This window comes from Actinoplanes subglobosus (genome assembly GCF_042650585.1).
GTDB lineage: Bacteria > Actinomycetota > Actinomycetes > Mycobacteriales > Micromonosporaceae > Actinoplanes > Actinoplanes subglobosus.
The window spans coordinates 79,841-104,951 of the sequence record NZ_JBHSBL010000013.1 but is presented as its reverse complement, the minus strand read 5'-3'; the positions used below and the strand labels follow the sequence as shown (position 1 = coordinate 104,951).

The 25,111-nt window shown below is 70.1% G+C and carries 28 protein-coding genes; 15 read left to right on the top strand and 13 right to left on the bottom strand.

Going from position 1 to position 25,111, the window contains the following annotated elements; all coding sequences use genetic code 11:
* Window positions 1-35 precede the first annotated feature (35 nt).
* From ACFO0C_RS13105 to ACFO0C_RS13095, 3 genes are read left to right on the top strand one after another with little or no spacing between them, the layout of a single operon-like run.
* Entirely contained in the window at window positions 36-1,556 is a 1,521-nt protein-coding gene (locus ACFO0C_RS13105; RefSeq protein ID WP_378066860.1) for an Nramp family divalent metal transporter, read from the top strand.
* Window positions 1,556-2,107, top strand: coding sequence for a hypothetical protein (locus tag ACFO0C_RS13100; protein ID WP_378066859.1), 552 nt, complete (start codon window positions 1,556-1,558; stop codon window positions 2,105-2,107). Before ACFO0C_RS13105 ends, ACFO0C_RS13100 begins: the two co-directional genes overlap by 1 nt.
* On the top strand, window positions 2,104-3,060 hold the full coding sequence (locus tag ACFO0C_RS13095) for a TerC family protein (RefSeq protein WP_378066858.1): 957 nt from the start codon (window positions 2,104-2,106) through the stop codon (window positions 3,058-3,060). Before ACFO0C_RS13100 ends, ACFO0C_RS13095 begins: the two co-directional genes overlap by 4 nt.
* A gap of 3 nt (window positions 3,061-3,063) precedes the next feature.
* Here ACFO0C_RS13095 and ACFO0C_RS13090 read toward each other — a convergent pair whose 3' ends face one another.
* The gene (locus tag ACFO0C_RS13090) at window positions 3,064-3,273 is read right to left on the bottom strand and encodes a hypothetical protein (RefSeq protein WP_378066857.1); all 210 of its coding nucleotides are present in this window, start codon (window positions 3,271-3,273) and stop codon (window positions 3,064-3,066) included.
* Window positions 3,274-3,466: 193 nt separating this feature from the next.
* Between ACFO0C_RS13090 and oxc the strand changes: the two genes are divergently transcribed.
* A complete protein-coding gene (gene oxc, locus ACFO0C_RS13085; RefSeq protein ID WP_378066856.1) occupies window positions 3,467-5,203 on the top strand; it encodes an oxalyl-CoA decarboxylase in 1,737 nt (578 codons plus the stop codon).
* A gap of 112 nt (window positions 5,204-5,315) precedes the next feature.
* On the opposite strand, the gene ACFO0C_RS13080 is transcribed toward oxc, so the two are convergent.
* From ACFO0C_RS13080 to ACFO0C_RS13065, 4 genes are all read right to left on the bottom strand, one after another.
* On the bottom strand, window positions 5,316-6,056 hold the full coding sequence (locus ACFO0C_RS13080) for a GntR family transcriptional regulator (RefSeq protein WP_378066855.1): 741 nt from the start codon (window positions 6,054-6,056) through the stop codon (window positions 5,316-5,318).
* Window positions 6,057-6,143: 87 nt separating this feature from the next.
* Window positions 6,144-7,829, bottom strand: coding sequence for a glyoxylate carboligase (gcl, locus tag ACFO0C_RS13075; protein ID WP_378066854.1), 1,686 nt, complete (start codon window positions 7,827-7,829; stop codon window positions 6,144-6,146).
* Window positions 7,830-7,832: 3 nt separating this feature from the next.
* Window positions 7,833-8,834, bottom strand: coding sequence for a 2-dehydropantoate 2-reductase (locus ACFO0C_RS13070; RefSeq protein ID WP_378066853.1), 1,002 nt, complete (start codon window positions 8,832-8,834; stop codon window positions 7,833-7,835).
* 130 nt (window positions 8,835-8,964) lie between these two features.
* Window positions 8,965-9,456, bottom strand: coding sequence for a CAP domain-containing protein (locus ACFO0C_RS13065; protein WP_378066852.1), 492 nt, complete (start codon window positions 9,454-9,456; stop codon window positions 8,965-8,967).
* Window positions 9,457-9,660: 204 nt separating this feature from the next.
* On the opposite strand from ACFO0C_RS13065, the gene ACFO0C_RS13060 reads away from it, so the two are divergent.
* From ACFO0C_RS13060 to ACFO0C_RS13050, 3 genes are all read left to right on the top strand, one after another.
* Window positions 9,661-10,317: a hypothetical protein gene (locus tag ACFO0C_RS13060; protein ID WP_378066851.1), complete on the top strand. Its 657-nt coding sequence runs from the start codon at window positions 9,661-9,663 to the stop codon at window positions 10,315-10,317.
* Window positions 10,318-10,531: 214 nt separating this feature from the next.
* The gene (locus ACFO0C_RS13055) at window positions 10,532-11,554 is read left to right on the top strand and encodes a hypothetical protein (protein ID WP_378066850.1); all 1,023 of its coding nucleotides are present in this window, start codon (window positions 10,532-10,534) and stop codon (window positions 11,552-11,554) included.
* Window positions 11,555-11,613: 59 nt separating this feature from the next.
* On the top strand, window positions 11,614-12,066 hold the full coding sequence (locus ACFO0C_RS13050; RefSeq protein WP_378066849.1) for an SRPBCC family protein: 453 nt from the start codon (window positions 11,614-11,616) through the stop codon (window positions 12,064-12,066).
* A gap of 64 nt (window positions 12,067-12,130) precedes the next feature.
* Here the strand turns inward: ACFO0C_RS13050 and ACFO0C_RS13045 are convergent, their stop codons facing one another.
* Together ACFO0C_RS13045 and ACFO0C_RS13040 are read right to left on the bottom strand one after the other, a co-directional pair.
* A complete protein-coding gene (locus tag ACFO0C_RS13045; RefSeq protein WP_378066848.1) occupies window positions 12,131-12,607 on the bottom strand; it encodes a hypothetical protein in 477 nt (158 codons plus the stop codon).
* Window positions 12,608-12,612: 5 nt separating this feature from the next.
* Entirely contained in the window at window positions 12,613-13,179 is a 567-nt protein-coding gene (locus ACFO0C_RS13040) for a hypothetical protein (RefSeq protein WP_378066847.1), read from the bottom strand.
* A 64-nt stretch (window positions 13,180-13,243) separates the two neighbouring features.
* Here ACFO0C_RS13040 and ACFO0C_RS13035 point away from each other — a divergent pair, with 64 nt between their 5' ends.
* Together ACFO0C_RS13035 and ACFO0C_RS13030 are read left to right on the top strand one after the other, a co-directional pair.
* A complete protein-coding gene (locus tag ACFO0C_RS13035; RefSeq protein ID WP_378066846.1) occupies window positions 13,244-15,604 on the top strand; it encodes a hypothetical protein in 2,361 nt (786 codons plus the stop codon).
* Entirely contained in the window at window positions 15,601-15,780 is a 180-nt protein-coding gene (locus ACFO0C_RS13030; protein WP_378066845.1) for a hypothetical protein, read from the top strand. Before ACFO0C_RS13035 ends, ACFO0C_RS13030 begins: the two co-directional genes overlap by 4 nt.
* A gap of 355 nt (window positions 15,781-16,135) precedes the next feature.
* On the opposite strand, the gene ACFO0C_RS13025 is transcribed toward ACFO0C_RS13030, so the two are convergent.
* The gene (locus tag ACFO0C_RS13025) at window positions 16,136-16,870 is read right to left on the bottom strand and encodes an FKBP-type peptidyl-prolyl cis-trans isomerase (RefSeq protein WP_378066844.1); all 735 of its coding nucleotides are present in this window, start codon (window positions 16,868-16,870) and stop codon (window positions 16,136-16,138) included.
* A gap of 59 nt (window positions 16,871-16,929) precedes the next feature.
* Between ACFO0C_RS13025 and ACFO0C_RS13020 the strand changes: the two genes are divergently transcribed.
* Complete coding sequence (locus tag ACFO0C_RS13020) at window positions 16,930-17,478, top strand: DUF4240 domain-containing protein (RefSeq protein ID WP_378066955.1); 549 nt, start codon at window positions 16,930-16,932, stop codon at window positions 17,476-17,478.
* On the opposite strand, the gene ACFO0C_RS13015 is transcribed toward ACFO0C_RS13020, so the two are convergent.
* Complete coding sequence (locus tag ACFO0C_RS13015; RefSeq protein ID WP_378066843.1) at window positions 17,466-18,017, bottom strand: sugar O-acetyltransferase; 552 nt, start codon at window positions 18,015-18,017, stop codon at window positions 17,466-17,468. The two genes, ACFO0C_RS13020 and ACFO0C_RS13015, sit on opposite strands and share 13 nt — an antisense overlap.
* A gap of 84 nt (window positions 18,018-18,101) precedes the next feature.
* On the opposite strand from ACFO0C_RS13015, the gene ACFO0C_RS13010 reads away from it, so the two are divergent.
* Entirely contained in the window at window positions 18,102-18,458 is a 357-nt protein-coding gene (locus tag ACFO0C_RS13010) for a nitroreductase/quinone reductase family protein (protein WP_378066842.1), read from the top strand.
* A gap of 61 nt (window positions 18,459-18,519) precedes the next feature.
* On the opposite strand, the gene ACFO0C_RS13005 is transcribed toward ACFO0C_RS13010, so the two are convergent.
* Window positions 18,520-19,290 (bottom strand): DUF4352 domain-containing protein, encoded by a 771-nt coding sequence (locus tag ACFO0C_RS13005; RefSeq protein ID WP_378066841.1) that lies wholly within the window; start codon window positions 19,288-19,290, stop codon window positions 18,520-18,522.
* 319 nt (window positions 19,291-19,609) lie between these two features.
* Here ACFO0C_RS13005 and ACFO0C_RS13000 point away from each other — a divergent pair, with 319 nt between their 5' ends.
* Window positions 19,610-20,023: a PRC-barrel domain-containing protein gene (locus ACFO0C_RS13000; protein ID WP_378066840.1), complete on the top strand. Its 414-nt coding sequence runs from the start codon at window positions 19,610-19,612 to the stop codon at window positions 20,021-20,023.
* Here the strand turns inward: ACFO0C_RS13000 and ACFO0C_RS12995 are convergent.
* Window positions 19,988-20,341: a winged helix-turn-helix transcriptional regulator gene (locus ACFO0C_RS12995; RefSeq protein ID WP_378066839.1), complete on the bottom strand. Its 354-nt coding sequence runs from the start codon at window positions 20,339-20,341 to the stop codon at window positions 19,988-19,990. The two genes, ACFO0C_RS13000 and ACFO0C_RS12995, sit on opposite strands and share 36 nt — an antisense overlap.
* Window positions 20,342-20,413: 72 nt before the next feature.
* Between ACFO0C_RS12995 and ACFO0C_RS12990 the strand changes: the two genes are divergently transcribed.
* On the top strand, window positions 20,414-21,268 hold the full coding sequence (locus ACFO0C_RS12990; protein ID WP_378066838.1) for an alpha/beta hydrolase: 855 nt from the start codon (window positions 20,414-20,416) through the stop codon (window positions 21,266-21,268).
* A gap of 130 nt (window positions 21,269-21,398) precedes the next feature.
* Window positions 21,399-22,904, top strand: a complete 1,506-nt coding sequence (locus ACFO0C_RS12985; RefSeq protein WP_378066837.1) for a zinc ribbon domain-containing protein — start codon at window positions 21,399-21,401, stop codon at window positions 22,902-22,904.
* A 20-nt stretch (window positions 22,905-22,924) separates the two neighbouring features.
* On the opposite strand, the gene ACFO0C_RS12980 is transcribed toward ACFO0C_RS12985, so the two are convergent.
* Both ACFO0C_RS12980 and ACFO0C_RS12975 read right to left on the bottom strand, forming a co-directional pair.
* Window positions 22,925-23,413 carry a hypothetical protein gene (locus ACFO0C_RS12980; RefSeq protein WP_378066836.1) on the bottom strand — a complete coding sequence of 163 codons (489 nt, stop codon included), beginning with the start codon at window positions 23,411-23,413 and terminating at the stop codon, window positions 22,925-22,927.
* Between the two features lie 55 nt (window positions 23,414-23,468).
* Entirely contained in the window at window positions 23,469-23,945 is a 477-nt protein-coding gene (locus ACFO0C_RS12975; protein WP_378066835.1) for a nucleoside deaminase, read from the bottom strand.
* A gap of 167 nt (window positions 23,946-24,112) precedes the next feature.
* On the opposite strand from ACFO0C_RS12975, the gene ACFO0C_RS12970 reads away from it, so the two are divergent.
* A complete protein-coding gene (locus ACFO0C_RS12970; RefSeq protein ID WP_378066834.1) occupies window positions 24,113-25,084 on the top strand; it encodes a S1 family peptidase in 972 nt (323 codons plus the stop codon).
* Window positions 25,085-25,111 lie beyond the last annotated feature (27 nt).

The following is a 25,111-nucleotide window of genomic DNA, read 5'->3' as shown; positions in this document are numbered from 1 at the left end:
GCGACCGTTCCGCGCCAATCCCCAGGAGGTCCAGCGTGGACGCTTCCAGTTCTCCCTCGCCGGAACCGGCGAGCAGCACCTCACCCCCGTCCGCCACGGCCACCGCCACCGCCCCTGACGAGCGGGTATGGCGGGCCGGACGGCTCGAACCGATGCCGATCCGGGAGCTCCCGAAGGCGCCGCCCTCGATTCACCTGCTCGGCCCGACCGTGTTCCTGGTCGCGCTCGGGGTGGGCATGGGCGAGTCGTACATGTGGCCCCGGCTGGTCCTGATCTTCGGTCCGGAGATCAGGTGGCTTTTCCTGATCGGCGTCACCCTCCAGGCCTTCGTCATGCTGGAGATGGCCCGGTACGCGATGGCGACCGGCGAGAGCATCTTCTTCGGCGCGGCACGGGTCTTCAAACCACTCATGTGGTTCTTCTTCGTCACGGCGATCCTGGTCTACATCTGGCCGGGACACCTGTCCACCGGCGCCGCCGCCTTCGAACAGGTGACCGGCATACCCTGGACCGTCACCGCCTGCGTCGGCCTGATCCTGGTGGGCGTGCTGTTCAGCCTGGCCAAGGTGATCTACCCGCTGCTGGAGAGCCTGCTCGGCCTGCTGATCGGGCTGCTCGTGGTCAGCACGTCGGTGGTCGCCTCACTGGTCGGCCGGTGGGCCGACGTCACCTCCACCCTCGGTGGCATGTTCCACTTCGGCTACCTGCCCGACGAGGCGATGTCGGCGACCTGGTTCCCGGTCATCGTCGGCGCGATCGCCTTCGCCGGCCCGTCCGGTATGCAGCAGATGTGGTACACGCTGCACCTGCGTGACTCCGGTGCCGGCATGGGCTCGCACATCCCGCAGATCCGCGGCCTGCGGCACGCCGACGAGCAGGAGGAGATGCCGTCGCGCGGCTTCATGTTCGACACCGCGAACCCGGAGGAGATGAAGAAGTGGAAGGGCTGGCGGCGCTGGGTCACCTTCGACGCCCTGCTGCTCTTCTGGGGCATCACGATGCTGGTCACGGTCTCGTTCACGGTCCTGGCCCAGACCGCGGTACGGGTCAACCCGAACGTCGGTGACCTGATCCGCGACGGCGACCGCGAGGTGGCGCTGACCGCCATGGCCGACGCCTTCGCCTCGGCCGGTGCGCCGGTGCTGCACGGCGTTTTCCTCGGGTTCATCGCCCTGATCGGCCTCAACGCCACGCTCGGCCTGTTCGACTCGTTCTCCCGCGGCCAGGCCGACATGACCTACCACTTCGTGCCCGGCGCCAAGCGGTTCAGCATGTCGAAGCTGTACGCCGGTTTCCTCTGGGGCGTCATCACCTTCGGCATCCTGATCCTGAACTTCGGCCCCGCCGACGGTCCGGGCGCCATCCTCGACGTGCTGGCCTTCCTGTCCACCTTCGCGATGGGCGCGTACTGCGTCGTGCTGCTGCTGGTCAACAACCGCATGCTGCCCAAACCGATCCGCCCGGGCATCCTGCAGAACGTCGTGATCGGCTTCGGCGCGGTGTTCTACCTGGGCATGCTGATCTACAGCCTGATCCGGTTCGGTGTGGTCATCTGATGACCGAGCCGAGCTTGCGCCACCTCGCACAGCTCGCCCTGCCCGGCGCCGCCATCGGTGCGTTCGCCGGGCCGGCCGCCTTCGGACTGGCCCTGATCGCGGGCCAGCCCGCCGGCTGGGCGGCGGCCACCGGTGTGGCGCTCGGACTGCCGCTGGCCCTGCTCGGCGGTGGCTTCGGCCTGCTGCTGGCGGCCGGTGTCATCGCACCCGGGGTGTTCGCCCCGACTGCGCTGTACTGGCTCGCCGGGTTCCCGCTCGCCCGGCTGGCGCACGAGGTCCTGGCCGGCCTGCTCCTGGCCGGCCGGCCCGCCCTGCCGCCGGACGTGCTCGCCTTCCTCGCCTATCAGGCGATCGTGAGCCTCGGCTTCGCGATCGGTTTCAGCTGGCTGCACGAGCGGGTGGCGCCGGGCTGGCTGCGCCGGATCCGGCACGGCAACCCGCGGGCCGAGCGGTTGTACCAGTTCTACCTGCGGCACGCCGAGGCGCAGTGGGAGGCGCGGGAGACCCGCCGCCGGGCCCGGGCCGCCGCCCGAACCAAGGGAGCAGCATGAATCTACCGCTCTGGGTATGGGCCGTGACGATTGCCGGCTTCATCGCCATGATCGCCTTCGACTTCTACCTGGTCGCTCGGAACCCGCGTGAACCGTCCTTCCGGGAATGTGTCGCCTGGGTGAGCTTCTACGTGGTGGCGGCCATCGGCTTCGGGCTGCTGCTGGTGGCGACCTACGGGGCCGGTTACGGCGGCCAGTTCTTCGCCGGCTGGCTGACCGAGTACTCGCTCAGCGTCGACAACCTGTTCGTCTTCATCATCATCATGGGCCGGTTCGCGGTGCCGGCGAAATACCGGCAGAAGGTGCTGCTCATCGGCATCGTGCTGGCGCTGCTGATGCGCGGCCTCTTCATCGCCGCAGGCGCCTCGGCGGTCGCCCGCTTCGACTGGCTGTTCTACCTGTTCGGCGCGTTCCTCATCTACACCGCGGTCAAGCTGGTCGGCCCGCAGCAGGAGGACGAGTTCTCGGAGAACCTCGCCCTCCGCACGGCCAAGCGGATCCTGCCGACCACCGAGTCCTACCGCGGCGCGTCGATGCTGGTGCGGGTGGACGGCCGGCGGATGGTCACGCCGATGCTGATCGTGATGGTCGCGATCGGCACCACCGACCTGCTCTTCGCGCTCGACTCGATCCCGGCGATCTTCGGGTTGACCCAGGAGCCCTACCTGGTGTTCACCGCCAACACCTTCGCGCTGATGGGCCTGCGGCAGCTGTACTTCCTGCTGGGTGGTCTGCTGGACCGGCTCGTCTACCTCAGCAAGGGCCTGGCGTTCATCCTGGCCTTCATCGGCGTCAAGCTGATGCTGGAGGCGGCGCACCACGACGGGGTGTCCTGGGCGCCGGCGGTGCCGATCACCGTCTCGCTCGGCGTCATCGTCGGGACGCTGATCATCACCACCGTCGCCAGCCTGCGGAAATCCCGGCGAACCGAGCGGGAAGAGCAGCCGGCCTGATCGTCAGGCCTTGACCAGTCCTTCCTCCGGGGCGGAGCCGCTGAGGAAGCGCGCGATCTCCTCGTCGCTCGGCCGGGCGGCCCGTCGCTGGTTCTCCAGGGCGGCCGCCAGGCCGAGCCCGAGAGTGCGGCCGTCGGCGGGGGAGCCGGTCGGCAGCGCCAGCCGGTCGGTGAGGCGGTTCAGTGCACGTGTGAATCTCCGCCAGGTGTTCATGACTGCATCACTCCTGCTTGTCGGTCCTGTCTGCGAGGACGAGTCCAGCATACAGGCTTCGGTATACAATAAACGATCTAGTGACCAAAGCCACCGCACCTCTGGACACCCCGCCTCACCATGGTCCACGATTGATGTCTACCCCATACGGTATGCAATCGCAGTAGTGCGACCATGATGGAGGGCTCCGACCATGACCATCGCTTCACTCCGGGAATCAGAAGCCGGCGACGCCGTCGGCGCGCAGCGACTCACCGACGGGATACACCTGGTCGTCGACGCGCTCAAACTCAACGAGGTCGAGGCCGTCTACGGGGTCGTCGGGATCCCCATCACCGACCTGGCCCGCCTGGCGCAGGCGTCCGGCATCCGCTACGTCGGCTTCCGGCACGAGAGCGCCGCCGGGCACGCCGCCGCGGCGGCCGGCTTCCTGACCAGGAAACCCGGGATCTGCCTCACCGTGTCCGCCCCCGGGTTCCTCAACGGTCTCGTCGCGCTGGCCAACGCCACGGTCAACTGCTTCCCCATGGTGCAGATCTCCGGATCCAGCGAGCGGCACCTCGTCGACCTGCAGCGAGGTGACTACGAGGAGATGGACCAGCTGGCGGCGGCCCGGCAGTTCGCCAAGGCGGCATACCGCGTACACCGGGCCGAGGACATCGGCCGCGGCATCGCCCGCGCCATCCGCACCGCCGTGTCCGGCCGCCCCGGCGGCGTCTACCTCGACATCCCGGCCGCGGTCCTCGGCGAGGTCATCGACGCCGACCTGGGCGCGGCATCATTGTGGCGGGTGGTCGATCCGGCGCCGCGGCAGGTGCCCGAGCCGGCCGCCCTGGACCGGGCGATCGAGCTGCTCGCGAACGCCCAGCGGCCACTGGTCGTGCTCGGCAAGGGCGCCGCCTACGCCCAGGCCGACGAGGAGATCCGCGAGTTCGTCGAGCGCACCGGCATCCCGTACCTGCCGATGTCGATGGCCAAGGGCCTGCTGCCCGACGACCACCCGCAGTCGGTGGCCAGCACCCGCTCCCTGGCCCTGCGCCGGGCCGACGTGGTGATGCTCGTCGGCGCCCGGCTCAACTGGCTGCTCGGCCACGGCGACGCCCCGCAGTGGAACCCCGACGTCAAGTTCATCCAGGTCGACATCGCCAGCACCGAGCTCGACAGCAACCAGCCGATCGCCGCGCCACTGGTCGGCGACGTCGGCTCGGTGATGCAGGCCCTGATCGACCGGACCGGCCCCGGCCGGATCACGCCACCGGCGCCGTGGCGCGACGAGCTCGCCGCCCGGTCCGCGGACAACGTCGGCAAGATGGCCAAGCGCCTGGCCGCCGCCGAGACCGCGCACCCGATGAGGTTCCTCGGCGCGCTGCAGGCCGTCCGTGACGTGCTGCGGGACAACCCGCGGGCGTACGTGGTGAACGAGGGCGCGAACGCGCTGGACCTGGCCCGCAACACGATCGGGATGCAGGTGCCCCGGCACCGGCTGGACAGCGGCACCTGGGGCGTGATGGGCATCGGGCTCGGGTTCGCGATCGCCGCCGCGGTGGAGAGCGGCGACCCGGTGGTAGCCATCGAGGGCGACAGCGCGTTCGGGTTCAGCGGCATGGAACTGGAGACGATCTGCCGCTACGACCTGCCGATCGTCACCGTCGTGCTGAACAACAGCGGCGTCTACCGCGGCGACGCGGCCGCCTCGGAGTCCGGCGACCCGGCCCCGACCGCCCTGCAAGCCCGGCACGACCTGATGATCGCCGCGTTCGGTGGCAAGGGCTACCGGGCGACCACCCCGGACGAGGTCACCGCCGCCCTCCGCGAAGCACTGGCACTGGGAAAGCCCGCGCTCATCGACTGCGTCATCGACCCGGCCGACGGCACCGAGAGCGGCAACATCGCCCACCTCAACCCCAAGGGCATCACGGTCCAGCGCTGACCTCGACAGCCAGGTAGGCGGCCCGCGCCGGCGGGCCGCCCCGCCATGTGTGCACAATGCCGGACGGAGGGCCCGGGATCACGGGCCGATCCGCCTGCGGGGGCGGCGCCGGTCAGGTCAGGGGGTCCGGCTCGCCGGACTCCCTGCGCCGCTGGTGGTACGACTCGCGGGTGCGCTCGGTGTGCTTGCGCATCAGCTCGCCGGCCCGCCGGCTGTTGCCCTCGGCGATCGTCTCGATCATCGCCGCGTGTTCCTCCCAGGCCTCGTGGCCGCGCGAGCGGGCGATCGGCGAGTAATACCACCGGGTCCGCCGGTCGACCATCGCGATCAGCTGGGCCAGGACCTTGTTGCCGGACATCTCGACCAGGTGGGCGTGCAGGGCCGCGTTGGCCTCGACCAGCGCGACCTGGCTGTCCTCGCTGAGTGCCTGCTCGCCGGCCCGCTGCAGCTCGCGGAGCCGCTCGACCTGCTCGGGTGTCGCGTTCTTCGCGGCCAGCCGCGCGGACTCGGCCTCCAGCAGGGTGCGGGTGCTGAGGAGCTGGTCGGCCTCCTCCTCGGTGGGCACGTGCACGAAGGCACCGAGGGCGGGCCGCAGGTCGACCCAGCCCTCGTTGTGCAGCCGCTGGAGGGCCTCGCGGACCGGCTGCCGGCTGACGCCGAGGTGGGCGGCCAGCTCGTTCTCGACGAGGTGCTCGCCGGGCTGCAGCTCCCGGTTGATGATCATCTCGGCGAGCGCGTCATAGACCGCCTGGCGCAGCGGGGCGGGCCGCTCCAGGGGCTGGCGCGCGGCCCGGGCGCCGCCCAGTGAACGTCGCGTGCCGGCGGGCGAGGTCGTGCCTCTCCGATCGGTCATGGAACTACCTCCGGCTGCGAGGGGACGTGCGAGCTGGGCTATAGCATACAGTCGCCGAGATGCAATGGCGGAGCAGCGTCGGAGGCCCTACTCGAACTCCTTCACCGCGGCGATCGACAGTCCGTGCGCGGTGTTCGCCTCGCGCTCGATCATCACCTCGACCAGTACCGGGCGGCTGGTGCGCCGGGCCTCCTTGCTGGCCCAGGCCAGGGCGTCGGCGATCTCTCCCGGTTCGTGCACGCGGCGGCCCGCGCAGCCGTACGCCTCCATGATCTTGATGTTGTCGGTGCCGTGCTGGTCGTAGTGGATGTCCACCTCGTAGTTCATGTCGTAGCCGATCTCCGCCTGGCGGATCAGGCCCAGGTACTCGTTGTTCAGCATGATCAGGACGAAGGGGATGTCGTACTGGGCGGCGACCGCGAGTTCCTCGACCAGGAACTGGAACGAGTAGTCGCCGACCACGCCGACCACCTCGGCGTCCGGCCGGGCGCTCTTGACACCGATCGCCGCCGGTATCTCCCAGCCGAGTGGCCCGGCCTGGCCGCAGACCTGGTAGTGCCGGGGCTTGAACACGGTCTGGAACTGCCCGGACCAGATCTGGTAGAGCCCGATCGCGGTGACGAAGTAGGTGTCCGGGCCGAAGAACTCGTTGATCTCCCGGAACACCCGCGGCGCCTTGATCGGGACGGTGTCGAAGTCGTCGCGCCGGCCGAGCGTCGCGCGCAGCCCGCGGACCGTCGAGATCCAGTGACCGCGATCGCGCCGGACGCCCCGGCGGCGGGCCGCGTCGAGCAGGGCCGCGAGGAAGGGCCCGGCGTCCGAGACCACGCCGAGGTCCGGGCCGAACACCTTGCCGAGCTGGGTCGGCTCGATGTCGACGTGGATGAAGCGGCGCCTTCCGCGGTAGGTCTCCAGGTCGCCGGTGTGCCGGTCGCCGAACCGGGCGCCGACCGCGAGGACCAGGTCGGACTCGAGGAAGGACGCGTTGCCCCACCGCTGGGTGGTCTGGATGCCGGTCATCCCGGCGAACAGTCCGTGGTCCTCCGGTAGCGCGCCCTTGCCCATCAGGGTCACCTGCACCGGGATGTCCAGCGTCTCGGCGACCTCGCGCAGCAGGCCGGTGGCCTCGCCGATGATGACGCCGCCACCGGCCAGGATCATCGGGCGTTCGGCGGCCAGCAGCATGTCCAGCGCCCGTTCGACGCGGGGCGGGTGCGGCTCGACCCGGGGGACCGGCAGCGGCGCGTCGATCGAGGCGTCCCACTCGATCTCCTGCCGGGCCACGTCGATCGGCAGGTCGATCAGCACCGGGCCGGGCCGTCCGGAGCGGGCGATCCGGAACGCCTCCCGGAAGATCCACGGTGCCTGGGCGGCCTCCCTGATCTGGACCGCCCACTTCGTCACCGGTTTGGCGATCTCGACGATGTCGACCGCCTGGAACGCCTCCTGGTGCAGTTTGGCGGTCGGCGCCTGCCCGGTGATGCAGATGATCGGGATCGAGTCGGCGTGCGCGGTGTACAGCCCGGTGATCATGTTGGTGCCGGCCGGGCCGGACGTGCCGATCGCCACGCCGACCCGGCCGTTGGTGCGGGCCCAGCCGTCGGCCATGTGGGTGGCGCCCTCCTCGTGCCGGACGATCAGATGCCTGATCCCGCTGTGCCGCAGGGCGGCGTAGAGCGGGAGGATGGCGGCGCCCGGGCAGCCGAAAGCGATGTCCACGCCCTCCGAGGCGAGCACCGCGACGACCGCGTCCATGCAGGGAATCCTGGCCATCGATCAGACCTCCGACATTCGGGTACGGGCGGGGCGTCCGGCCATCGTCGTGGCCAGCAGAGAGGTCGCCGCGTACACCGTGCGCAGCGTCGGGGCCGGTGCCCCGGTGATGTCGGCCATCTCGACCACCGCGGCGACCACGGCGTCGAGTTCGAGTTGCTTGCCGGCTTCGAGATCCTGGAGCATCGAGGTCTTGTGGTGGCCGACCCGTTGCGCGCCGTCGAGGCGCCGCGCGATGGAGATCGCCGGGGTGCTGCCGACCCGGGCGGCGATGTCGAGGATCTCCTCCATCATCAGCTCGACCACCCGGCGGGTCCCGGCGCTCTCACAGATCTCGACCATGGTGGCCCTGGTCAGGGCGCTGATCGGGTTGAGTGAGGCGTTACCCATCAGCTTGATCCAGATGTCGTCGCGCAGCCGGGGCTCGACCGGGCACTTCAGCCCGCCGGCGATCATCGCCTCGCTGAACCACCGGCAGCGCTGCGAGACCGTGCCGTCCGGCTCGCCGATGGAGAACCGGGTGCCCTCCAGGTGCTGGATCACGCCGGGTTCCTTGATGACGGTGGCCGGGTAGACCACGCAGCCGATCGCGCGGTCCGGGGCCATCACCGCCGAGGTCTCGCCGCCGGGGTCGACCGCCTCGATCCGGTGCCCCTCGTAGGGGCCGGGAAGCTTGTGGAAATACCACCACGGGATGCCGTTCTGCCCGGCGACCAGGGCGGTGTCCGGGCCGAGCAGGGGAGCGAGCAGGGATCCGGCCGAGGCGTACGAGTGTGCCTTGAGACCGAGGAACACGTAGTCCACCGGGCCGATCGTCGCCGGATCATCGGTGGCGTGTGGATGGGCGGAGAAGTCACCGCGCGGGCTGAGCACGCGTACCCCGCCGGCCCGGAGTGCGGCCAGGTGCGCCCCGCGGGCGATCAGATGGACGTCCACTCCGGACCGGCACAGCGCGGCACCGACGTAGGCACCGATGGCACCGGCCCCGAGGACTGCGACTCGCATGGACCACCCCCAGTTTGCACATGGATGTGTATGCGTTATGGGGAGTACAGTATGCAATCTGTGGAGGGCTGACAAGGCTGGACACGACGATGCCCCGGCCGATGGTCGGCCGGGGCATCGTTTCCGAGGGTCAGTACCCGAAGTCCTGGGTGTAGTAAGGAGTGCCGCTCGCGGCGTAGACCACGCCCACGCCGACCGACTTCGACTTGCAGTTGAGGATGTTGGCGCGGTGACCCGGGCTCTTCATCCAGCCGTCGACCACGGACGCGGCGGTCGTGAAACCCCACGCGATGTTCTCGGCGGACGGCTGGCCGTACCCCGTCGCCTTGGCCCGGGCGACGAACGACGAACCGCCACTGCCGGTGTGCGAGAAGGTCCCGGTCTTCGCCATGTAGGTGCTGTGCCCGCGGGCGGCTGTCGTGAGCTGCGTGTTGACCTTGAGGGCGGCGCAGCCGTGCTTGGTGCGCTCCACGTTGGTGAGCCGGTTGACCTCGGTCTGGAGAGCCTGCTCCGACGCCTTCGCCGGTGCGGCCTCGGCCGGGGTCGCGATCATCGTCAGGACGCCGGCGGTGGCGGGGGCGAGGAGGGCGGACACGGCGAGGCTGCGGAGGAGCTGGCGCAAGAGCAAACCCTTTCGGCGGTACGGCGCCCGCGTCTCGGGCTCACCGATGACTTCGGCCCGTGTCCCGTGCCGGTGATCGCCAACACGGTGCGTGATGGTCTCCGTCCGGTTGCGGGGAATCCGGGACCGAATATCGACTGGGAACGTTCCCGGTGTACCGTGCCGTCGGACATCGAACATCATTTAAGACAATTTGGAGTTACCGTGAGTGCTGACGGTGCGCCCCGTGCGAAATGGCCGCTCGCCGTGGCCGGGGGAGTGCTCGCGCTCGTCGTCGCCACCGTGGCGGTGGTCTACCAGGCCGTGGTCGGTGACACCGACGCGCCCGGGGTCCCGCCCGTCCAGGTCGCCGAAGGCTTCCCACCGGTGCTCCCACCCTCGTTCGACGGACCGTCCGCCACCCCCAGCGAGTCCCCGCGGCCGGTCAAGCTCTCCCCGTCGACACCCCGGAAGTCGGCCCGGCCCGGCACCGCGGCACCCGGCCGGCCGATCACCGACTACTCGGCGTGCTCCAACGGGCGGACCGTGCTTCTGAAAGCCACGTTCGCCGAGGACTTCGGCTACCGGCACGTCTTCATCGACATCGACGCCGACCCGAAGACCGGATACGCCGTCCTCGAGGTGGAGAGCGGCTTCGGTGCCGACTTCATGATCGAGAACGACACTCTCTACCGCTCGACCGGCACCGAGTGGACGTGGGCCGAGGTCGAAGGCGTCAAACCGCTGGCCGGCGTCACCGCGGGCAGCTACCGCTGGCAGCTGCAGCCGGGCTACGGCGTCGGCGACGTGGTGTTCAACGGTTCCGACGGCGAGACGACCGAGGAGCGCTTCACCCCGGTGGTCCCGGTCCGCGCCTGCTGACGCCTCCCGCGCTGGCGTTCCTGCGCCGGCGATCCGCGGCGGCTTCTTGCGCGATTTGCCACCGGAATCGGTGGTGAATCGCGCAAGGACGGCCGGGCGCCATGCGCTGTGGCGGTATGAGCCATCGGCCGCTGTGCCTAGAATGGCGGGCCGTCGCATCGATCTCCATCAGCGGCGGATCTCGATCGGCACAGATCTCACGGGGAGACGAAACATGAATCGCAGGGGAGTGTTCTCGGCAGCGGCAGCCGTCGCGGTCGGTGCGCTGGTGGCGCCGTCGGCGGCTCGCGCGGCGGCCCTTCCGCCCACGCCGACCCTCGTGGCGGATCCCGCCGAGGCCGACCGGGAGATGCTGCGCTGGATCCTGGCCCACGACCCGCGGGCGGCGGTCCAGTCGGCGGCACAGCAGGCGCTCGCCACCGACGGCGCCACGGCGTTTTTCGCCTCCGGCTTCCCGGCCGCGGCAAGCCTGGCCGCCCAGGACCGGGCGGCCCAGGTCAGCCACGCCAACCAGACGGCCGCCACCTACCCGGCGCAGACCCACCCGTGGGTCAACGCGGCCGCCCGGCGCGCGGCCGCCGGCACCGATGCCGAGCTGGCCGAGTTCGTCGCCACCGGCTTCGCGGCGGCGAAAGCCAAGGACGATGCCGCGATCGCGTACGACGACGGCGCCGCCCAGGTCACCCCGGCTGACCGCGCCTTCGTCAAGAACCTGGCCGCCACCGACCCGATCGACGCCGTGCGTGAGCGTGCCGCCGAAGTGACGACCGACGCCGACGTGGCCGAGTTCCTGCGCCACGGCCTGAGCAGCGCCGGCCGGCTCGACCTGGACGGCTTCCGCACGCTGTACGTCACCGACGAACTGGCCAAGTGGCGGGAGGCCCGGGCCAACACCGGACGTGCCGTCGAAGCCGACCAGGCGGCCCGCGCTGGCACCCTGGACCCGTTCTACGCAGCCCGCGCCTGGCAGACGCTGACCAGCCGGTCCGGCCGTCAGCCGTCGGTGTGGGACACGCGGGAGCCGTTCACGGTGACCCGCTCGGACCTGTGGACCCGCACCGGGTACTTCGCCGAGGACGCCTTCCCGCACCCGCTGTGGGAGTCGCTCGCCGGCGACGCCGCCGACCTACGGTCCCGGTGGCACACCGAGATCGCCAACGCCACCGGCCGGTACGAGTGGTGGAGCGCGCTGATGTACTACGGGCAGGTCAGCACCGAGTACTGGCTCCGTGGCTGATCCACCGGCTCCGGGACCGTGCCGGACATGCTCCGTTGGGTGCATGCTTCGATGGGTGCATGAGCAGCAACGAGCGTGTCGTCAGCGCCAGCCGTGATATCGCGGCCGCCGCGGAGCGGATCTTCGAGTTCGTCGCCGACCCGTCCTCGCAGCCGGAGTGGGACGCCAACGCCAACCTGAGCGCGGCGGCCCCCGGCCAGCGGGTCCACGCGGTCGGCGACGTGTTCGTCATGACGATCACCACCGGTGACCAGCGGGAGAACCACGTCGTCGAGTTCACCGAGGGCCGCCTGATCGCCTGGAAGCCGTCCGAGGTCGGCAAGGACACCCCCGGTCACCTGTGGCGCTGGGAGCTCGAACCCCTCGGCCCCACCCGGACCCGGGTCACCCACACCTACGACTGGACCGGCCTCACCGACGAACGTCGCATCCCGCGCGCCCGGGCCAACACCAGCGACACACTGCTGGCGTCCATCGACCGCCTCGCCGCCGCCGTGGGCGATCAGACGTAGGCTCGCCGTGGGTCCTCAGACAAAGGCTCGCGGTGGGCGCTCGATATGGGCTCGCCGTGGGCTGTCAGACATAGGTCAGCGGGCAGCCGTGCCGCAGCGAATGCTCCGCGGCCTGCCGGAACAGCGCGGTATAGAACGTCAGCGGATCCTCGATCGCCTGAGTCAACGCCAGCGGGCCGCCCGGCAGATCGCCGGGCAGGCCGATCTCGGCGGCGATCGGGGCCATCGCCGCCCGCAGCCGGTAGGCGCTGACGACATTGGTCACGTCGTCGAACGAATTCGCCACCGGCAGCTCGATCAGCCCGTCGAAATCGACCGGCACGATCAGCGACGCGTCGAGGAACTCCGTCACCCCGTGCCGCTCACACACGCCGGCGAAAGCGTCCATGCTCGGGGCCAGCTTCTCCTCGAAGTCACCGGCGGCGGCCCCCGGACCGGGCCACGGCGGCAGACCCCGCTCGGCCAGCGCCGCGTCGAGAAGCCGGGCACACTCGTCCTGCGCCCAGCTCGCTGCGCCGACGGAGACCAGATAGATGCCCACGCGCGTTACGGCAGGGTCAGCGGGAGCGGCACGACGCGGCATCGCCCGGCGAGCGGGAACCGCGGCAGGACCTCACCGGCCAGATCCTGGATGCGCCGAGCCGACGGACCGTAGAAGTAGAGGGCCGTCTCCCGGGAACCCTGCCACCACGACTGCAGATGACCCTCCTGCCCGAGGTGGCTCCGCAACTCCTCGACGAGCACGTTGACGTCACCCTCCGCATACACCTCGGGCGGCAGGTCGGTGCCGTTGAGATAGACGGCGACCCCCTCGGTCACCCCGAAGCCCAGTGTGTCGCCCTCGTCGACCTGGAGACGCGACCCTTTCGGCGCTCCGGCCTCCTCCAGCGCGGCGACGGCGATACTGACAGCCGTGTCGGCGTCACAGTCGACCTCGACGCTGAAGTCGCAGAGTGTCGGCTCGTGGTCGCTGGAGAGCAGGGAGCCACCACCGGTCGGCTCGCAGTCGATGTCAGCCTCTTCGAACGCCTCGACGAGCGGATCCTCGTAGCGGTCGCCGCGATCCATCGGGCGCAGCCGTGCGTTCAAGGTGACATCCAGGGTCCTCGGCACAGCCGCACCCTACCTGGGCTCCGCGTCGCGCGTTCTTGTCATACCCCGGCTCTATGGTGGCGCCGTGCTCGAGGGACTCGGAGATATCGACTGGTCGGCGTTCGACGGTGCCTACGGGCCGTGCGCCGAGGCGCCGGGCATCCTCCGGGCGGTCGCAGACCCCGACCCGGAGGCGGCGGGGGAGGGGTGGTTCGAGTTCTGCTCGTCGATCTGGCATCAGGGCACGGTCTATCCGGTGACCGTGCGGGCCGTGCCGTTCCTGATCGAGCTGGCCGTCACCGACGGGGTGCATCGCCGAGACCGGTTACTGCACGCCCTCGGGTCGCTGACCGACCCTGATCGGTGTGACGGGCCGGACCTGCCCGCCGTCCGGGAGGCGATCGTCGCGGGCAGCGCGGCCCTTCGGCCACCGATCGGCGACCCGGACCCGGCGGTGCGTGCGGCGGCTGCCTATGCTCTCGGCCGCTGCGGCGACCTCGGGCCACTGCAGGATCGATGGGGTACGGAGCAGGACCCCGCGGTCCGGGCGGCGCTACTGCTGGCTCTCCACCACAACGGTGCCGCCGGGGAGGGGCTGCTGCGCGCGGCGAGCGCGGAGTCCGGCCCGGTGCCCGCGGCGGTCGCGCTGGCGTACTCGAAAGGTGCCCTCGCCCTGCCCCGGGCGATCGTGACCGCGGCCGCGGCCTCGTTCGCCGCCTGCAAGGAGTGGCAAACGCCCTGGTCCCGGCAGGCAGTCCTGGATGAGGTGTTCGAGCGGCTCGACGCGGAGTCCGTCGACGCCCTCGCCGCCGCCCTCCAGGACACCGATCGGCGTGGCCGCGAAATGCTGGGGCACGCACTGCTCATCCGTTTCCAGGCGAGCCGGTCCGCGCCCGCGGTGTTGATGCCACGGATCCGGGCTCTGCTGACCGATCCGGATGCCGCGGTTGTCGAGGCCGCGGTGACCGCCACCGCGCACGCCGGCACTGCCGCGTCCGAGGTCGCCGACCTGCTGGCACACATCGCTGCTGGCCCCGGCGTTTCGGCCAGCGTTGCCGTCGATCCCGCCGTGGTTGCCCGCGTCGTCGTCGACTCCGGCAAGCCAGGCAGCGTTGCCGCCGATCCCGGCGTTTCCGCCCGCGTCGCTGCCGACCCCGGTGAGCTGGTCCGCGTTGCGCCCGAATCCGGCGAGATGTTTCGTGACGCCTCTGGGGCCGGCGGGCCGGACCGTAATGCCGCCAGGGCTGGCGAGATGGTCCGTGATGCCGCCGGGGCTGGCGAGCCGGACCGTGATCGTGATCCAGCTGGGCTTCGGCGCGGTGCCGGGGATCTGCCGGTCTATCCGGAGCCGGCGGCCACCGCTCTGGTCACGCTGGTGCGTCTCCGGGATCGGCGCTCGCGGGATCCCGTGCTGGCCGCCTGGGCGGCGGGGTTCCGGACCGCGGCGGACGATCCGCTCGGTGCGGGCTATGGGCCCGAGTTCGACCCGGTCGTTCTGGCTGCGCTCCGGCGGCGGATCACCGCGATGATCGCTGCCGGTGCCAGGCGTCCACTCGTCGACGCAGTGGCAATGCTGGAGGGCTGGGGTCCGCGAGCGGCGCCCGCCGTCCCCGAGCTGATCGCCGCGCTTCCGGTGGTCGACGCGCCCGCCAGCCGGGTGCTCGCCGCCATCGGTCCGGCCGCCCACCAGGCCCTCCCGGCACTGCGGCAGGTCGGTGGCACCCGGGCGGGGCACGCTGTCTGGCAGCTCACCGGTGATTCGGAGACGCTGCTGGCGGCCACGGCCGATCTGCTCGGCAGCCGGCGGCTGAGCGCCTACGAGCTGGGGTTCGCCGCTGATCTCGGTGTCGGCGCGGGGCCACTGGTTCCACTGCTCCGGACGGCGATCGCGCATGAGCCGGCGAACATTCCGGAGGCCGAGGTGCGGCTCGCCGCCGCTCGCCTGCTCTGGGGTGCCACCGGTGATGCCGGTGAAGTGCTACCGATCGTGGAGGCAGCGCTGCGCGGTGACCATCTGCGGGATTTCGAGACATCCCCGGATTGGACCGACCCGGCGGTGCGTAATGCCGCGGCATTGGCCGCTGACCTCGCGCCGGCCGGCGAGCGGTTGCAGCCGCTGCTGCGTTCGGTGCTGCATGATCGGCTGGCCTGCGTCCCCGCGGCGCGGGCACTGTGGCGGCACGGGGCCGATCCGGCCGGGCTCGTCGCGCCCCTGCTCGACGGCGTCGCCGGCGGGGCCGGGTCGCAGGCGCTGGACCTGCTGGTCGAGATGAAGGCGACGAGTGCCGTCTCCCGGCTCACCGAACTGGCCGACAGCGACGAGCGCAGCGATGCGACCGGCCTCTGGGACGACATCGTGTGGGCGGATGAGAGGTTCCAGCGCGAGTCGCGGGCGGCGGTGATCCGCATTCGCACGGGTGTGAGCTCTGATACGTTCCGGGAATGAGCTTGGAACAAGCGGTGGCTCAGCTTGCCGAACAGCTGAAGAAAAGCGATTCACCCACCGGCAAACAGCATCAGGAATTGGTCAAGGCGGTCAATGCCGGATTCGAGAGGATCGCCAAGGCCGTCCAGGATTCCGGTAACAAGATCGCACAGGCCATCAAGGAAAGTAGCCGCTGATAGGCCGTCACCTCATGATGTCGGCCCGGGTGGATCACTGACGTCTGCTCTCGATGGGGATGATCGTTTACCGGGACATCTGCTCGGACGAGATTCGCCTGCAGCCCTGGGCGGTGGCGGTGAGGTTGATCCTCTGGGCGTGCGGGTCATCACACGGTCGCACGGCGAAATCGGGCGGCTCCGCGCCGGTGGGGAAGACAGCGACGACGTCGTTTTCCGTGCCGGGAATGGTGGCACCGAACATCCGGTGCGACCATTCCCGGCACCGGATGTTCGGTGCAAACCAATCCCGCGCCGCGATGGAGGTCGGTCCGGAACTGGCCGACCTGTTCTGCCGCCGAGGCGACGAGTCGGGTCAGGCCGCGGACAGGACGTCGACGACGAAGCGGAGGGTGCCGGCCGGCTGGCCGCCCTGCGGGTTCTCGCCGTAGGCCATGTCGGCGGGGATGTCGAGCTGGACCCGGCTGCCGACCTTGACGCCGACCAGGCCCTCGTCCCAGCCCTTGATCACGCTGCCGGTGCCGACCTGGAAGCTGAACGCCTCCTTACGCTTCCACGACGTGTCGAACTCCTTGCCGTCGGCGTAGGTGACCCCGACATAGTTCACGTCGATGGTCTGACCAGCTTGGACCGCGGCACCCGTACCCTCGATGAGGGTGGTGGTCTTGAGCTCGGTGATCTTGTCCTTGCCGGCGCCGACGGCCGGTTTGGTGCTCAGGGCCGGGTCGGCGCCGGCCGGCACCGGCGGGAACGCCGCGGGCGGCTCGGCCGTAGGGTCGGCGGCGGTGCCGGGGTCGAGGGTGGCGGCCGCGCTCGGCGTCGACAGGTTCGTGCTCGTGTCGGGCGCCTCGGAGCTGCCGATCCACCACACCAGGCCGACGACGAGAGCCACCACGGCCAACCCGGAACCGGCGACGGTCAGGGTCTGCTTGCGCTTCTCGATGACGCGGGCGCGTGCCTTGGCGGCCTTGGCCTCGGCCCGTTTCTCGGCTTTCGTCTTCAGCGGCGGCCCGCCGGCACTCCGGCGAGGCGATCCAGCGGCGGCACGTCTGGTAGCCGCAGTGTCGCGGCTCGTCACGGTTTCGGGCACGGCCTGACGATACGACATTCCGCTGTGAGAGGAGTGGCAGGATCATGTAGGTGACGATCATGGACGTGGACGATTTCTGGGCGATTGTCGACGGTGCGCGTACGGGTGTGGACGACACCCGCACCGCCGAGGGCGCCGAGCAGGTCGCGGCGAACGTCGAGAACCGCCTGATCGAGCTGGGCAGGGCAGCGGCCGTCGGATTCTCGCTGCGCTACGACGCCCTCGGGGTGCCTTCGTACGACTGGAACCTGTGGGCCGCCGCCTATCTGATGAAGGGTGGCTGCTCCGACGACGCTTTCGACTACTTCCGTGGCTGGCTCGTCGTGCAGGGCCGCACCGTCTGGGAGCGGGCGCTCCAGGATCCGGACACGCTCGCCGAACTCGACATCGACCCGGATGACGACTTCCTCGAATGCGAGGACATGCTCGGTGCGGGGCGTGGGGCCTTCGGGGAGGACGACGAGTTCTACGCCGCCCTCGACGCGGCACGGGCCGGTTTCCCCGCGGGCACGTTCAGCGGGCCGTTGCAGGGCGACGACTTCGACCACGAGGACGAGGTCGAGATCCGGTCCCGTTTCCCGCGCCTGGCAGCCGTCTACCTCGACTGAAGGCGCCGGCGTTCGACGAAGCTGGTCGCCGTCACCACGCTCAGGGGCGGGACGTCCTTGGCGACGACCGCGCCCGCGCCGACGACCGAGCCGTGGCCGATCGTCACGCCGGGGGTGACGGTGACCGCCGCGCCGATCCACACGTCGTCCTCGATGACGATCGGCGCGTGGGTGATGTAGTCGAACCGCTCGGCGACCTCGACGGGATGTCCGGCCGTGCTGAGGGTGACGCGAGGGCCGATCAGCACCCGGTCGCCGATGGTGATGCCGCCGTAGTCGAGGAAGTAGCAGCCCTGGTTGATGAAGACCCGCTCACCGAAGGACGCGCCGAGCCCGTAGTCGCAGTGGAACGGCGGCAGGACGGTCAGCGAGTCGGGGATCGGCCGACCGAAGATCTCGGTCAGTGCCGCCCGGCGGGCGTCGAGGTCGTCGAACGGCAGCAGGTTGAGGCGTGCGGTCAGTGTCATGACCAACTGGACGCGTTCGGCGAATGCTCGTGACTCGGGCGTCCGTGTCGGCAGTCGTTGCTCGTTGCGCACGACCCGATGCTGACACGGCCGGCAGGAGCGGAGGAATCCGGGAGCCTTGACCTGAAGCGGGCTTGAGGTCGCAGCATGGGCCGCATGACGGCAACCGATGAGGAGCGGCGGGCGCTGGAGCGGCAGCGGACCGTGGAGATCACGACGATCGGGCGGCGCAGCGGGCAGCCGCGGCGGATCGAGACGTGGCGGTATCTGGCCGCCGGGCGGTTCTGGCTGACCGGGAGTCCCGGCTCGCGGGACTGGTATGCGAACGTCGTCGCTCATCCCGGGTTCACGCTGCACCTGCACGATCGGGATGTGCGGGTGCGCGGGCGGCCGGTGACCGACGCGGGTGAGCGAACCGAGATCCTCGGCGAGATCGTCCCGGAGCTCGACTGGGCGGGCAGTCTGGAGAGCTGGCTGGCCGGGAGCCCGCTGGTGGAGATCGAGTTCGGGTGAGGCCTGGGGCCTGAGGTTCGGGGTCCGGGCGGGCGATGGGCGCCCGCCCGGACGTGAGGGGTCACTTCAGTGCGACCTCGACGCCGCCCGAGAAGATCGAGTCGTGCAGCTCGAGCTTGGTGAGCTTGGTCGACTTCGGGACGTCGAAGACCAGGCGGCCGGTCACGGCGTTGCCCGGGTTGATCTCGTTGAGGAACGTCTGCGCCTCGCTGTTGGCGTAGATCTCGGCGCCCGAGTCGTTGGAGTACTCCACGCCCTTGGCGTCGTACGCCTTCTGGTTGGAGCCGGCGAACATCTGCGACTCGTCGCCGATGTTCTTCACCTTCAGCGTGACCAGGCAGAACTGGCCCTGTGCCTTCTGGTTCAGCACGGACGAGCCGACGGACTTCTTGCCGCAGTCGACCTTCGTCACGGTGAACTCGAACTTGCCGTCCTTGACCGGGTCGCCGATGCCGGGCAGGGCCGGCTCGGCCTCCTTGGTGGGCTCCGGTTTCGCGGCCTCCGGCTTGGCGGCCTTGTCGGCGGCCGGGGCGGTGGTGGTGGTGTCGGCGCTCGACGTGGAGGTGTCGGCCTTGTCGTCGTCACCGCCGCCGGTGAGCGCACCGATGCACGCGAGGATCACGACACCGCCGGCGATCCAGGGCCACTTCTTCTTCTTTTTGGGGGCGGCCGGCGGGGCGAAACCCGGAGCGGCGGCCGGCGGGGCGAATCCGGGTGGCGGCGCGAAGCCCGGCGGAGTGGCCGGCGGGGTGTATCCGGGTGGCGGACCGTACGCGGGCTGGCCGGATGGTGGCGGGTAGGCGCCGGGAGCGGAGTGGGGCTGGTCGGTCAAGGCGAGGTGTCTCCACGGACGGGGAAGCGGAACTGGTTGCGGCCGGTCCCCAGTCCAGACGCCTGACCGCGCCATCAGCCAATATGATCTTGACGTCGGGCGCCTTCCGTACTTCGGCCGCAAAACACGGCCGGTGAGTGACCCTTCACCGCCGGGCAGTAGTCATGTCGAGCGACTCGGGCAGATCAAGATCAACTAAAAGTCTGATCATTGCCCGGTACGCGGTGCCCGTACCCCGACATGAAAGCCCTGAAATGGGGTAACGAGGTGGGAAAGGGAGGTAGCTGTGATGGGGGAGCCTGTCGGCACGCTCACGCCGTTGAGCGATACCAGTCAGCTGATCGCCGACCCGGCCCTGGACGTCCGGGGTCGTGCGGTGATCGACAGCGGTGCCGAGAAGATCGGCACGGTGGCGGACCTGCTGGTCGACACCACCACGAGCCATGTGCGGTTCCTGCGCGTGGAGCACGGCGGTGTTCTCGGTTTCGGGGCGCAGTCGTCGTTCATCCCGGTCGAGGCGATCGCGCGGGTCACCGAGGACGAGGTGTACGTGTCGTCGTCGAAGGACCACGTCGCCGGCGGCCCGGGATACGACCCGGACCTCGTCGACCACCGTGAATACTACGAGAAGATCTACGGCCACTACGGTCACGTACCGGTGGCGCAACCCGGGTCGATGTACCCGGGCCTGACCGGACTACCCGGAAGCCCCGGTCTGCCGCCGGTCCGCTGACTCGACAGCCCAGGCGCAGATCGCGGCGAGCGGCTCCTGCAGCGTCTTGCCCAGGGCCGTGAGCGAGTACTCGACGTGTTGCGGCGGATCCTCCCTGAGGACCCGCCGTCGCACGAGGCCGTCCTGTTCCATGTCGCGCAGCGTCGCGGTGAGTACCTTCTGGGTGATCCCGGCGACCCGGCGGCGCAGCTCGGCGTGCCGCTGCGGCCCGGCCAGCAGCGCGTAGATGATCAGAACCCGCCACTTGGAGGCCAGCCGTTCCAGGGCCTGGCGGGTCGCGCAGCTCTCCTCCAGCACGTCCGGAATGACCAGCGCCATCGTCGACCTCCCGAAAGGGCACCTCGAAGTGCCTTCTGTCCGTCCTGGCGTGCTCCGCCTAACGTCGCTGACATGCTGACACACATCACTTTCGACGCCGACGGCCTCACAATCGCCGGCGATCTGCGGGTGGCCGGGGACGGCGCCCCGGCGGTCGTGCTCACCGGGCCGTTCACCGGGGTGAAAGAGCAGGTCACCGGGGTGTACGCGGCCCGCCTGCACGAACGTGGCATCACCACTCTGGCGTTCGACCACCGAGGGTTCGGCCAGAGCGGCGGACGCCGGGCACACGAGGACAGCCAGGGCAAACTCGCCGACCTGCGGGCCGCCGTGAGCGCGCTGGCCGCCCACCCGGCGGTCGACGCGAACCGGATCGGTGTCGTCGGCATCTGCCTCGGAGGCGGGTACGCGGTCCGGGCCGCCGCGTCCGACCCCCGTCTGCGCGCGGTGGCGGGGATCGCCGGCGCCTACAACAGCCCGGCCCGGTTCGCCGCCGGCAACGCGTCCGGCTACCGGCAGGCGCTGGCGTCGTTCATCGACCGGTGGGACGAGGAGCTGCCCGCGGTCGCGCCCGGTGGAGCGCCGGCGGCGATGGGCGGTGACGAGCCGTACGCCTACTACGGCACCGCCCGGTCGGCGGCCGAGCACTGGGAGAACCGGGTCACCTACGGCTCCCTGCACTCGCTGATGACGTTCGACGCCCTCGGCGCGGCACCGCTGCTGGCCGAGACACCGCTGCTGGTGGTGCACGGGCGCAAGGACGACTACTGCTCCCCGGAACTGGCCGAGGCCCTGCACGAACAGGCGACCGGCCCGAAACGGTTCGTCTGGCTCGACGCCGGTCAGCACATCGACCTGTACGACGTCGAGCCCTACGTGACGCGGGCCGCCGACGAGACCGCGGCGTTCCTCAAGTCGGTTCTTTGACCTGAGATTTGCGGGCGCAAGCTCGGCCGTTTACGGCCGTAGTTAGCCCGTGCCGTTGATCTTGGTCGGCATCCGCTGGTACGTTTGTTCGATCATGGGGCGGGAACGGAAACGACCGAAGGATGCGACGGTGTTCGTCGTCTCGTTCCGGGTGTCGTTCTCACCGTCGCAGCGTCGTAAGGTCCGGGCCCGTTTCAACACCGGAACGGCGTTGTACAACGCGGCCCTACGCGAGGCGTTCGACCGCGCTGCGAGGATGCGTGCCGATGCCCGGTGGCTGCGGGCGCGCGAGCTCGGCAAGGACGAAACGCGCCGGGCGAAGCTGTTCAACGCGGCCCGTGACGAGGCGGGGTTCACCAAGACCGGGCTGATGTCGTTCGGTTCCCGGCTCCGGGTCGGCTGGCTGCGCGACGGTGTCGCGGCGCAGGAAGCACAACATCTCGCCGCGACAGCGTTCGGTGCCGTAGCTGAGTGGGTGTACGGGGTCCGTGGCCGGCCGCGGTTCAAGCCGATGCGGCGTGGTATCCGGTCGATGTCGTCGAAAGACACCCTCGGAGCGTTGCGCCTGGCCGCGTGCGGGCGCCGTCTGCAGTGGGGTGCCGGGTTCACCGCAGCCCTGGTCGTAGACCCGGACAACCCGGTCCACACGCACGGCCTCGCCGCGATCGACGCGGGCAAGGTCTTGTCGGTGAGGTTGGTCCGGCGGACGGTCAACGGCCGGGAGTACTACGACGCGCAGCTCGTCTGCGACGGCAAGCCCCTACAACGGTATGAGACCCGTGACGGTGTTGTCGGGCTCGACCTCGGACCATCAATGGTTGCGGTGGTGTCCGATGACGGGGTGTTCCTGGAACGGTTCTGCGACCAGCTCGACGCCAACCAGGCGCAGGTCCGCCGTCTGCAACGCAAACTCGACCGGCAACACCGAGCCGGGTCACCACGCTGTTTCGACAGACAAAGCCGGCACGGTAAAGGCCGGTGTGAATGGTCCAGGTCCGGGCAGGCGACGATCACCGCCGCCCGGCTGGCCGAGGAACACCGGCGTCAAGCCGCGCATCGCAAGAACCTGCACGGAAACCTCGTCAACCGGGTCCTGGCCCAGAGCGCCACTCTGCGGGTGGAGAATCTGTCGAAGGTGGCGTGGCAGAAGAACTTCGGACGGTCGGTCGCGTTTCGTGCGCCGGGAATGTTCGAGACGTTGCTGATCCGTAAAGCCGAGAATGCTGACGGAACAGCAACAAAGATCAACGCATATCGTGCCCGTCTGTCGCAGACGTGCGTGTGCGGTGCGATCCGTAAGAAACCGTTGTCGCTGCGTGTCCACCACTGCCCGTGCGGGATGGTGGAACAGCGTGACATCTGGTCCGCGTTCTTGGCCCGTCATTCGACCGGTCAGGCTCCCGATCTCGCCGCAGCCCGAACGGAGTTGCGGGACCGTCACGATATCGGCGGGGCACCGAGATCCTGGAGTGCCAACCTGCGAGTACCAGCAGCTGTCCCACGACAGCTGCTGGTCCCGGCGGCGGCCGGTAGAGCGGGTGGTGCCGAACGGGCAACAACCGGCGTGATACCGGCCCCACGGCAACGTGGCGGGTCGGGGGGCGTGCGGGGAGGCTCGCGAAGCCTGGCCCTTTAGGGCCGGGTCGATTTCACGGCTCAGTTCTCGACGACCGGTGACGCGGTCAGGTCCATCCGTTTGTCGCCCTGACCGTCACGGTCCACGTTGTAGAGGAGGTAGCCGGTCGCGCTCCAGCCGCCCCGGCGCCGCGACTCGTGGTACGCCGCCTCGCACGTGAACAGGGCGCTCTCCTCGCTGTTGACGCGCCGGGTCAGGTCGCAGGAGCCGTGCGCCATCGACTGGGCGTCCTGCCGCAGGTCGAAGTGGACGACCAGGCTGTCGAACTTGCGGCGCCCGTCGGCGGTGTCGTCACCACCGTCGCGCCACGACACGCCGGCGTACGCACCCCGCGTCGGCGACCCGTGGTAGATGCACAGCCGTACCCTGAAGTCGGTGTTGAACCCGGGCGTCTCGAACTCGATCTCCTGCGTGGCGGAACACGCGGTGGCGGCCTGTGCGGCCGACCCGGGCAGGGTGAGACCGGCCGTCACCAGTGCCGTCACCAGCGCAAATGTCGTCGTCTTCAAGTCTGCCACCCCCGTTAGAGCCATCATGGCCCCCGACCGGGGTTCGCGTGGGCAGCTACCGGAAACGGCCTCGATGGAGGTCGCGCAGCTCGGCCTCGAAGATCGGCGCCGGGCCGTCGACGCGGGCGCCGGGCACCACCGCGGCGATCGGGAGTGGCGCGACGGGGCCGGGCGGCACGTCCCACTCGGTGAGCCAGCCGACGAGCTGGCCGCTCGACGCCGCATACACGATCCGGCCCAGCCCGACCCAGCCGTGACTTGCCGCACACATCGGGCAGTGCTCACCGGACGTGTAGACGGTCGCCGCCGCCCGCTCCTCGGGCGTCAGGTGGGCGGCCGCCCAGCGGGAGATCGCGAACTCCGGATGCTGTGTCGCGTCGCCGTTGCGGACCCGGTTACGGTCCTCGAACAGCACCTCCCCACCGGCCGCGACCAGCACCGATCCGAACGGCTCGTCACCGTCGGCGACGGCCTCGCGGGCCAGGTCGACACAGCGGCGCAGGTGGGTCAGATCGTCGTCGGTGATTCCCATGACGCCCAACCTATCCCGGTGGTGAACGCCGTGCCGGTACGCCACGTACCACTCTGCGTGATGCAACCCTCCGGCCGTGCGGCTCGTCAGGGCGGACAGACGCCTGAGGAGGTTGATGCATGCGGGGGCTTGCGCGGCTCGTTTACGCTCCACACCCGTTGAGGACGATGACGAAACATCTCGCCGTGTCGGCCGCCATGATCATTGGGGCGGCCGGTGTGCCCACGCCTGCGTACGGCATCGCCAACGGTGAGGCGGTGCCCGACGGCCGCTACCCGTTCGCGGTCAAGATCACTACGCTCGGCATTCCCACCGTCGACGGTGGCACCCGGGACAGCTCCTGCTCCGGCGGGCTCGTCTCGCCCCACTGGGTGATCACCGCGGCGCACTGTTTCCGCGACGTCGACGGCAACCGGGTGTCACACACGGTGGCGGAGAAGACGTTCGTGACCGTCGGTCGGGCCGATCTCACCGGCAAGGACGGGTTCACCGCCGACGTCGTCGAGGTCGTCCAGCACGGCGACGCCGACGTGTCGATGATCCGCATCGACAAGGCGATCACCGCGATCGCGCCGCTCAAGCTCGGCAGCCGGAAACCGGCCGAGGGGCAGAAGGCCAGGCTGGTGGGGTACGGCTTCACCAGCCCCCGCGCCACGCAGACGCCCGACCGGCTGCGCACCGGGCGATTCGAGGTCACGTCCGTGGACGGCACGGAGATGGGGTTGTCCGGGGTCGCGCCGCGTGCCAACACCAGCCCGTGCGAGCGGGACTCCGGCGGGCCGTACTTCACCGAGGGGTCCGGCGGGGCCGTGATCATCGGCGTGGTCAGCCGCGGCCCGGACTGCCCGCACACCGGGCCGGACATCGCCACCCGGGTCGACGCCATCGCGCCGTGGATCCGGTCGGTGATCAAGGATGACGTGGTGGTCGCGCCGTCGCCCTCGAAGTCACGCAAGTCGTCCGGCCGTACCGATGGATCCTCGGTCCAAGCCGCACCTCCGTCGCCTGCCGCGAGCGCCGGAGGGTTCTCGCCCGTCGTCCTGGTGACCATCCCGGCCCTGGCCGTCGGATTCGTGGCGATCCTGATCGCTTCCGGCCGCCGCAAGCGGCGCACCCGCAACTACCGGCGCCGCCACTGACCATCGCGACCCGGCGGGGGGCCCCCC

Bases quoted from the DNA above. Each gene is read 5' to 3' on its own strand.
- ACFO0C_RS13080 (WP_378066855.1), bottom strand. From the start codon at position 6,056: ATGACCGATCGGAGAGGCACGACCTCGCCCGCCGGCACGCGACGTTCA.
- ACFO0C_RS13070 (WP_378066853.1), bottom strand. From the start codon at position 8,834: ATGCGAGTCGCAGTCCTCGGGGCCGGTGCCATCGGTGCCTACGTCGGT.
- ACFO0C_RS13095 (WP_378066858.1), top strand. From the start codon at position 2,104: ATGAATCTACCGCTCTGGGTATGGGCCGTGACGATTGCCGGCTTCATC.
- ACFO0C_RS13010 (WP_378066842.1), top strand. From the start codon at position 18,102: ATGACGGCAACCGATGAGGAGCGGCGGGCGCTGGAGCGGCAGCGGACC.
- ACFO0C_RS12995 (WP_378066839.1), bottom strand. From the start codon at position 20,341: ATGGCGCTGGTCATTCCGGACGTGCTGGAGGAGAGCTGCGCGACCCGC.
- ACFO0C_RS12975 (WP_378066835.1), bottom strand. From the start codon at position 23,945: ATGGGAATCACCGACGACGATCTGACCCACCTGCGCCGCTGTGTCGAC.
- ACFO0C_RS13055 (WP_378066850.1), top strand. From the start codon at position 10,532: ATGAATCGCAGGGGAGTGTTCTCGGCAGCGGCAGCCGTCGCGGTCGGT.
- gcl (WP_378066854.1), bottom strand. From the start codon at position 7,829: ATGGCCAGGATTCCCTGCATGGACGCGGTCGTCGCGGTGCTCGCCTCG.
- ACFO0C_RS12970 (WP_378066834.1), top strand. From the start codon at position 24,113: ATGACGAAACATCTCGCCGTGTCGGCCGCCATGATCATTGGGGCGGCC.
- ACFO0C_RS13090 (WP_378066857.1), bottom strand. From the start codon at position 3,273: ATGAACACCTGGCGGAGATTCACACGTGCACTGAACCGCCTCACCGAC.
- ACFO0C_RS13050 (WP_378066849.1), top strand. From the start codon at position 11,614: ATGAGCAGCAACGAGCGTGTCGTCAGCGCCAGCCGTGATATCGCGGCC.
- ACFO0C_RS12990 (WP_378066838.1), top strand. From the start codon at position 20,414: ATGCTGACACACATCACTTTCGACGCCGACGGCCTCACAATCGCCGGC.
- ACFO0C_RS13020 (WP_378066955.1), top strand. From the start codon at position 16,930: ATGGACGTGGACGATTTCTGGGCGATTGTCGACGGTGCGCGTACGGGT.
- ACFO0C_RS13030 (WP_378066845.1), top strand. From the start codon at position 15,601: ATGAGCTTGGAACAAGCGGTGGCTCAGCTTGCCGAACAGCTGAAGAAA.
- oxc (WP_378066856.1), top strand. From the start codon at position 3,467: ATGACCATCGCTTCACTCCGGGAATCAGAAGCCGGCGACGCCGTCGGC.
- ACFO0C_RS13100 (WP_378066859.1), top strand. From the start codon at position 1,556: ATGACCGAGCCGAGCTTGCGCCACCTCGCACAGCTCGCCCTGCCCGGC.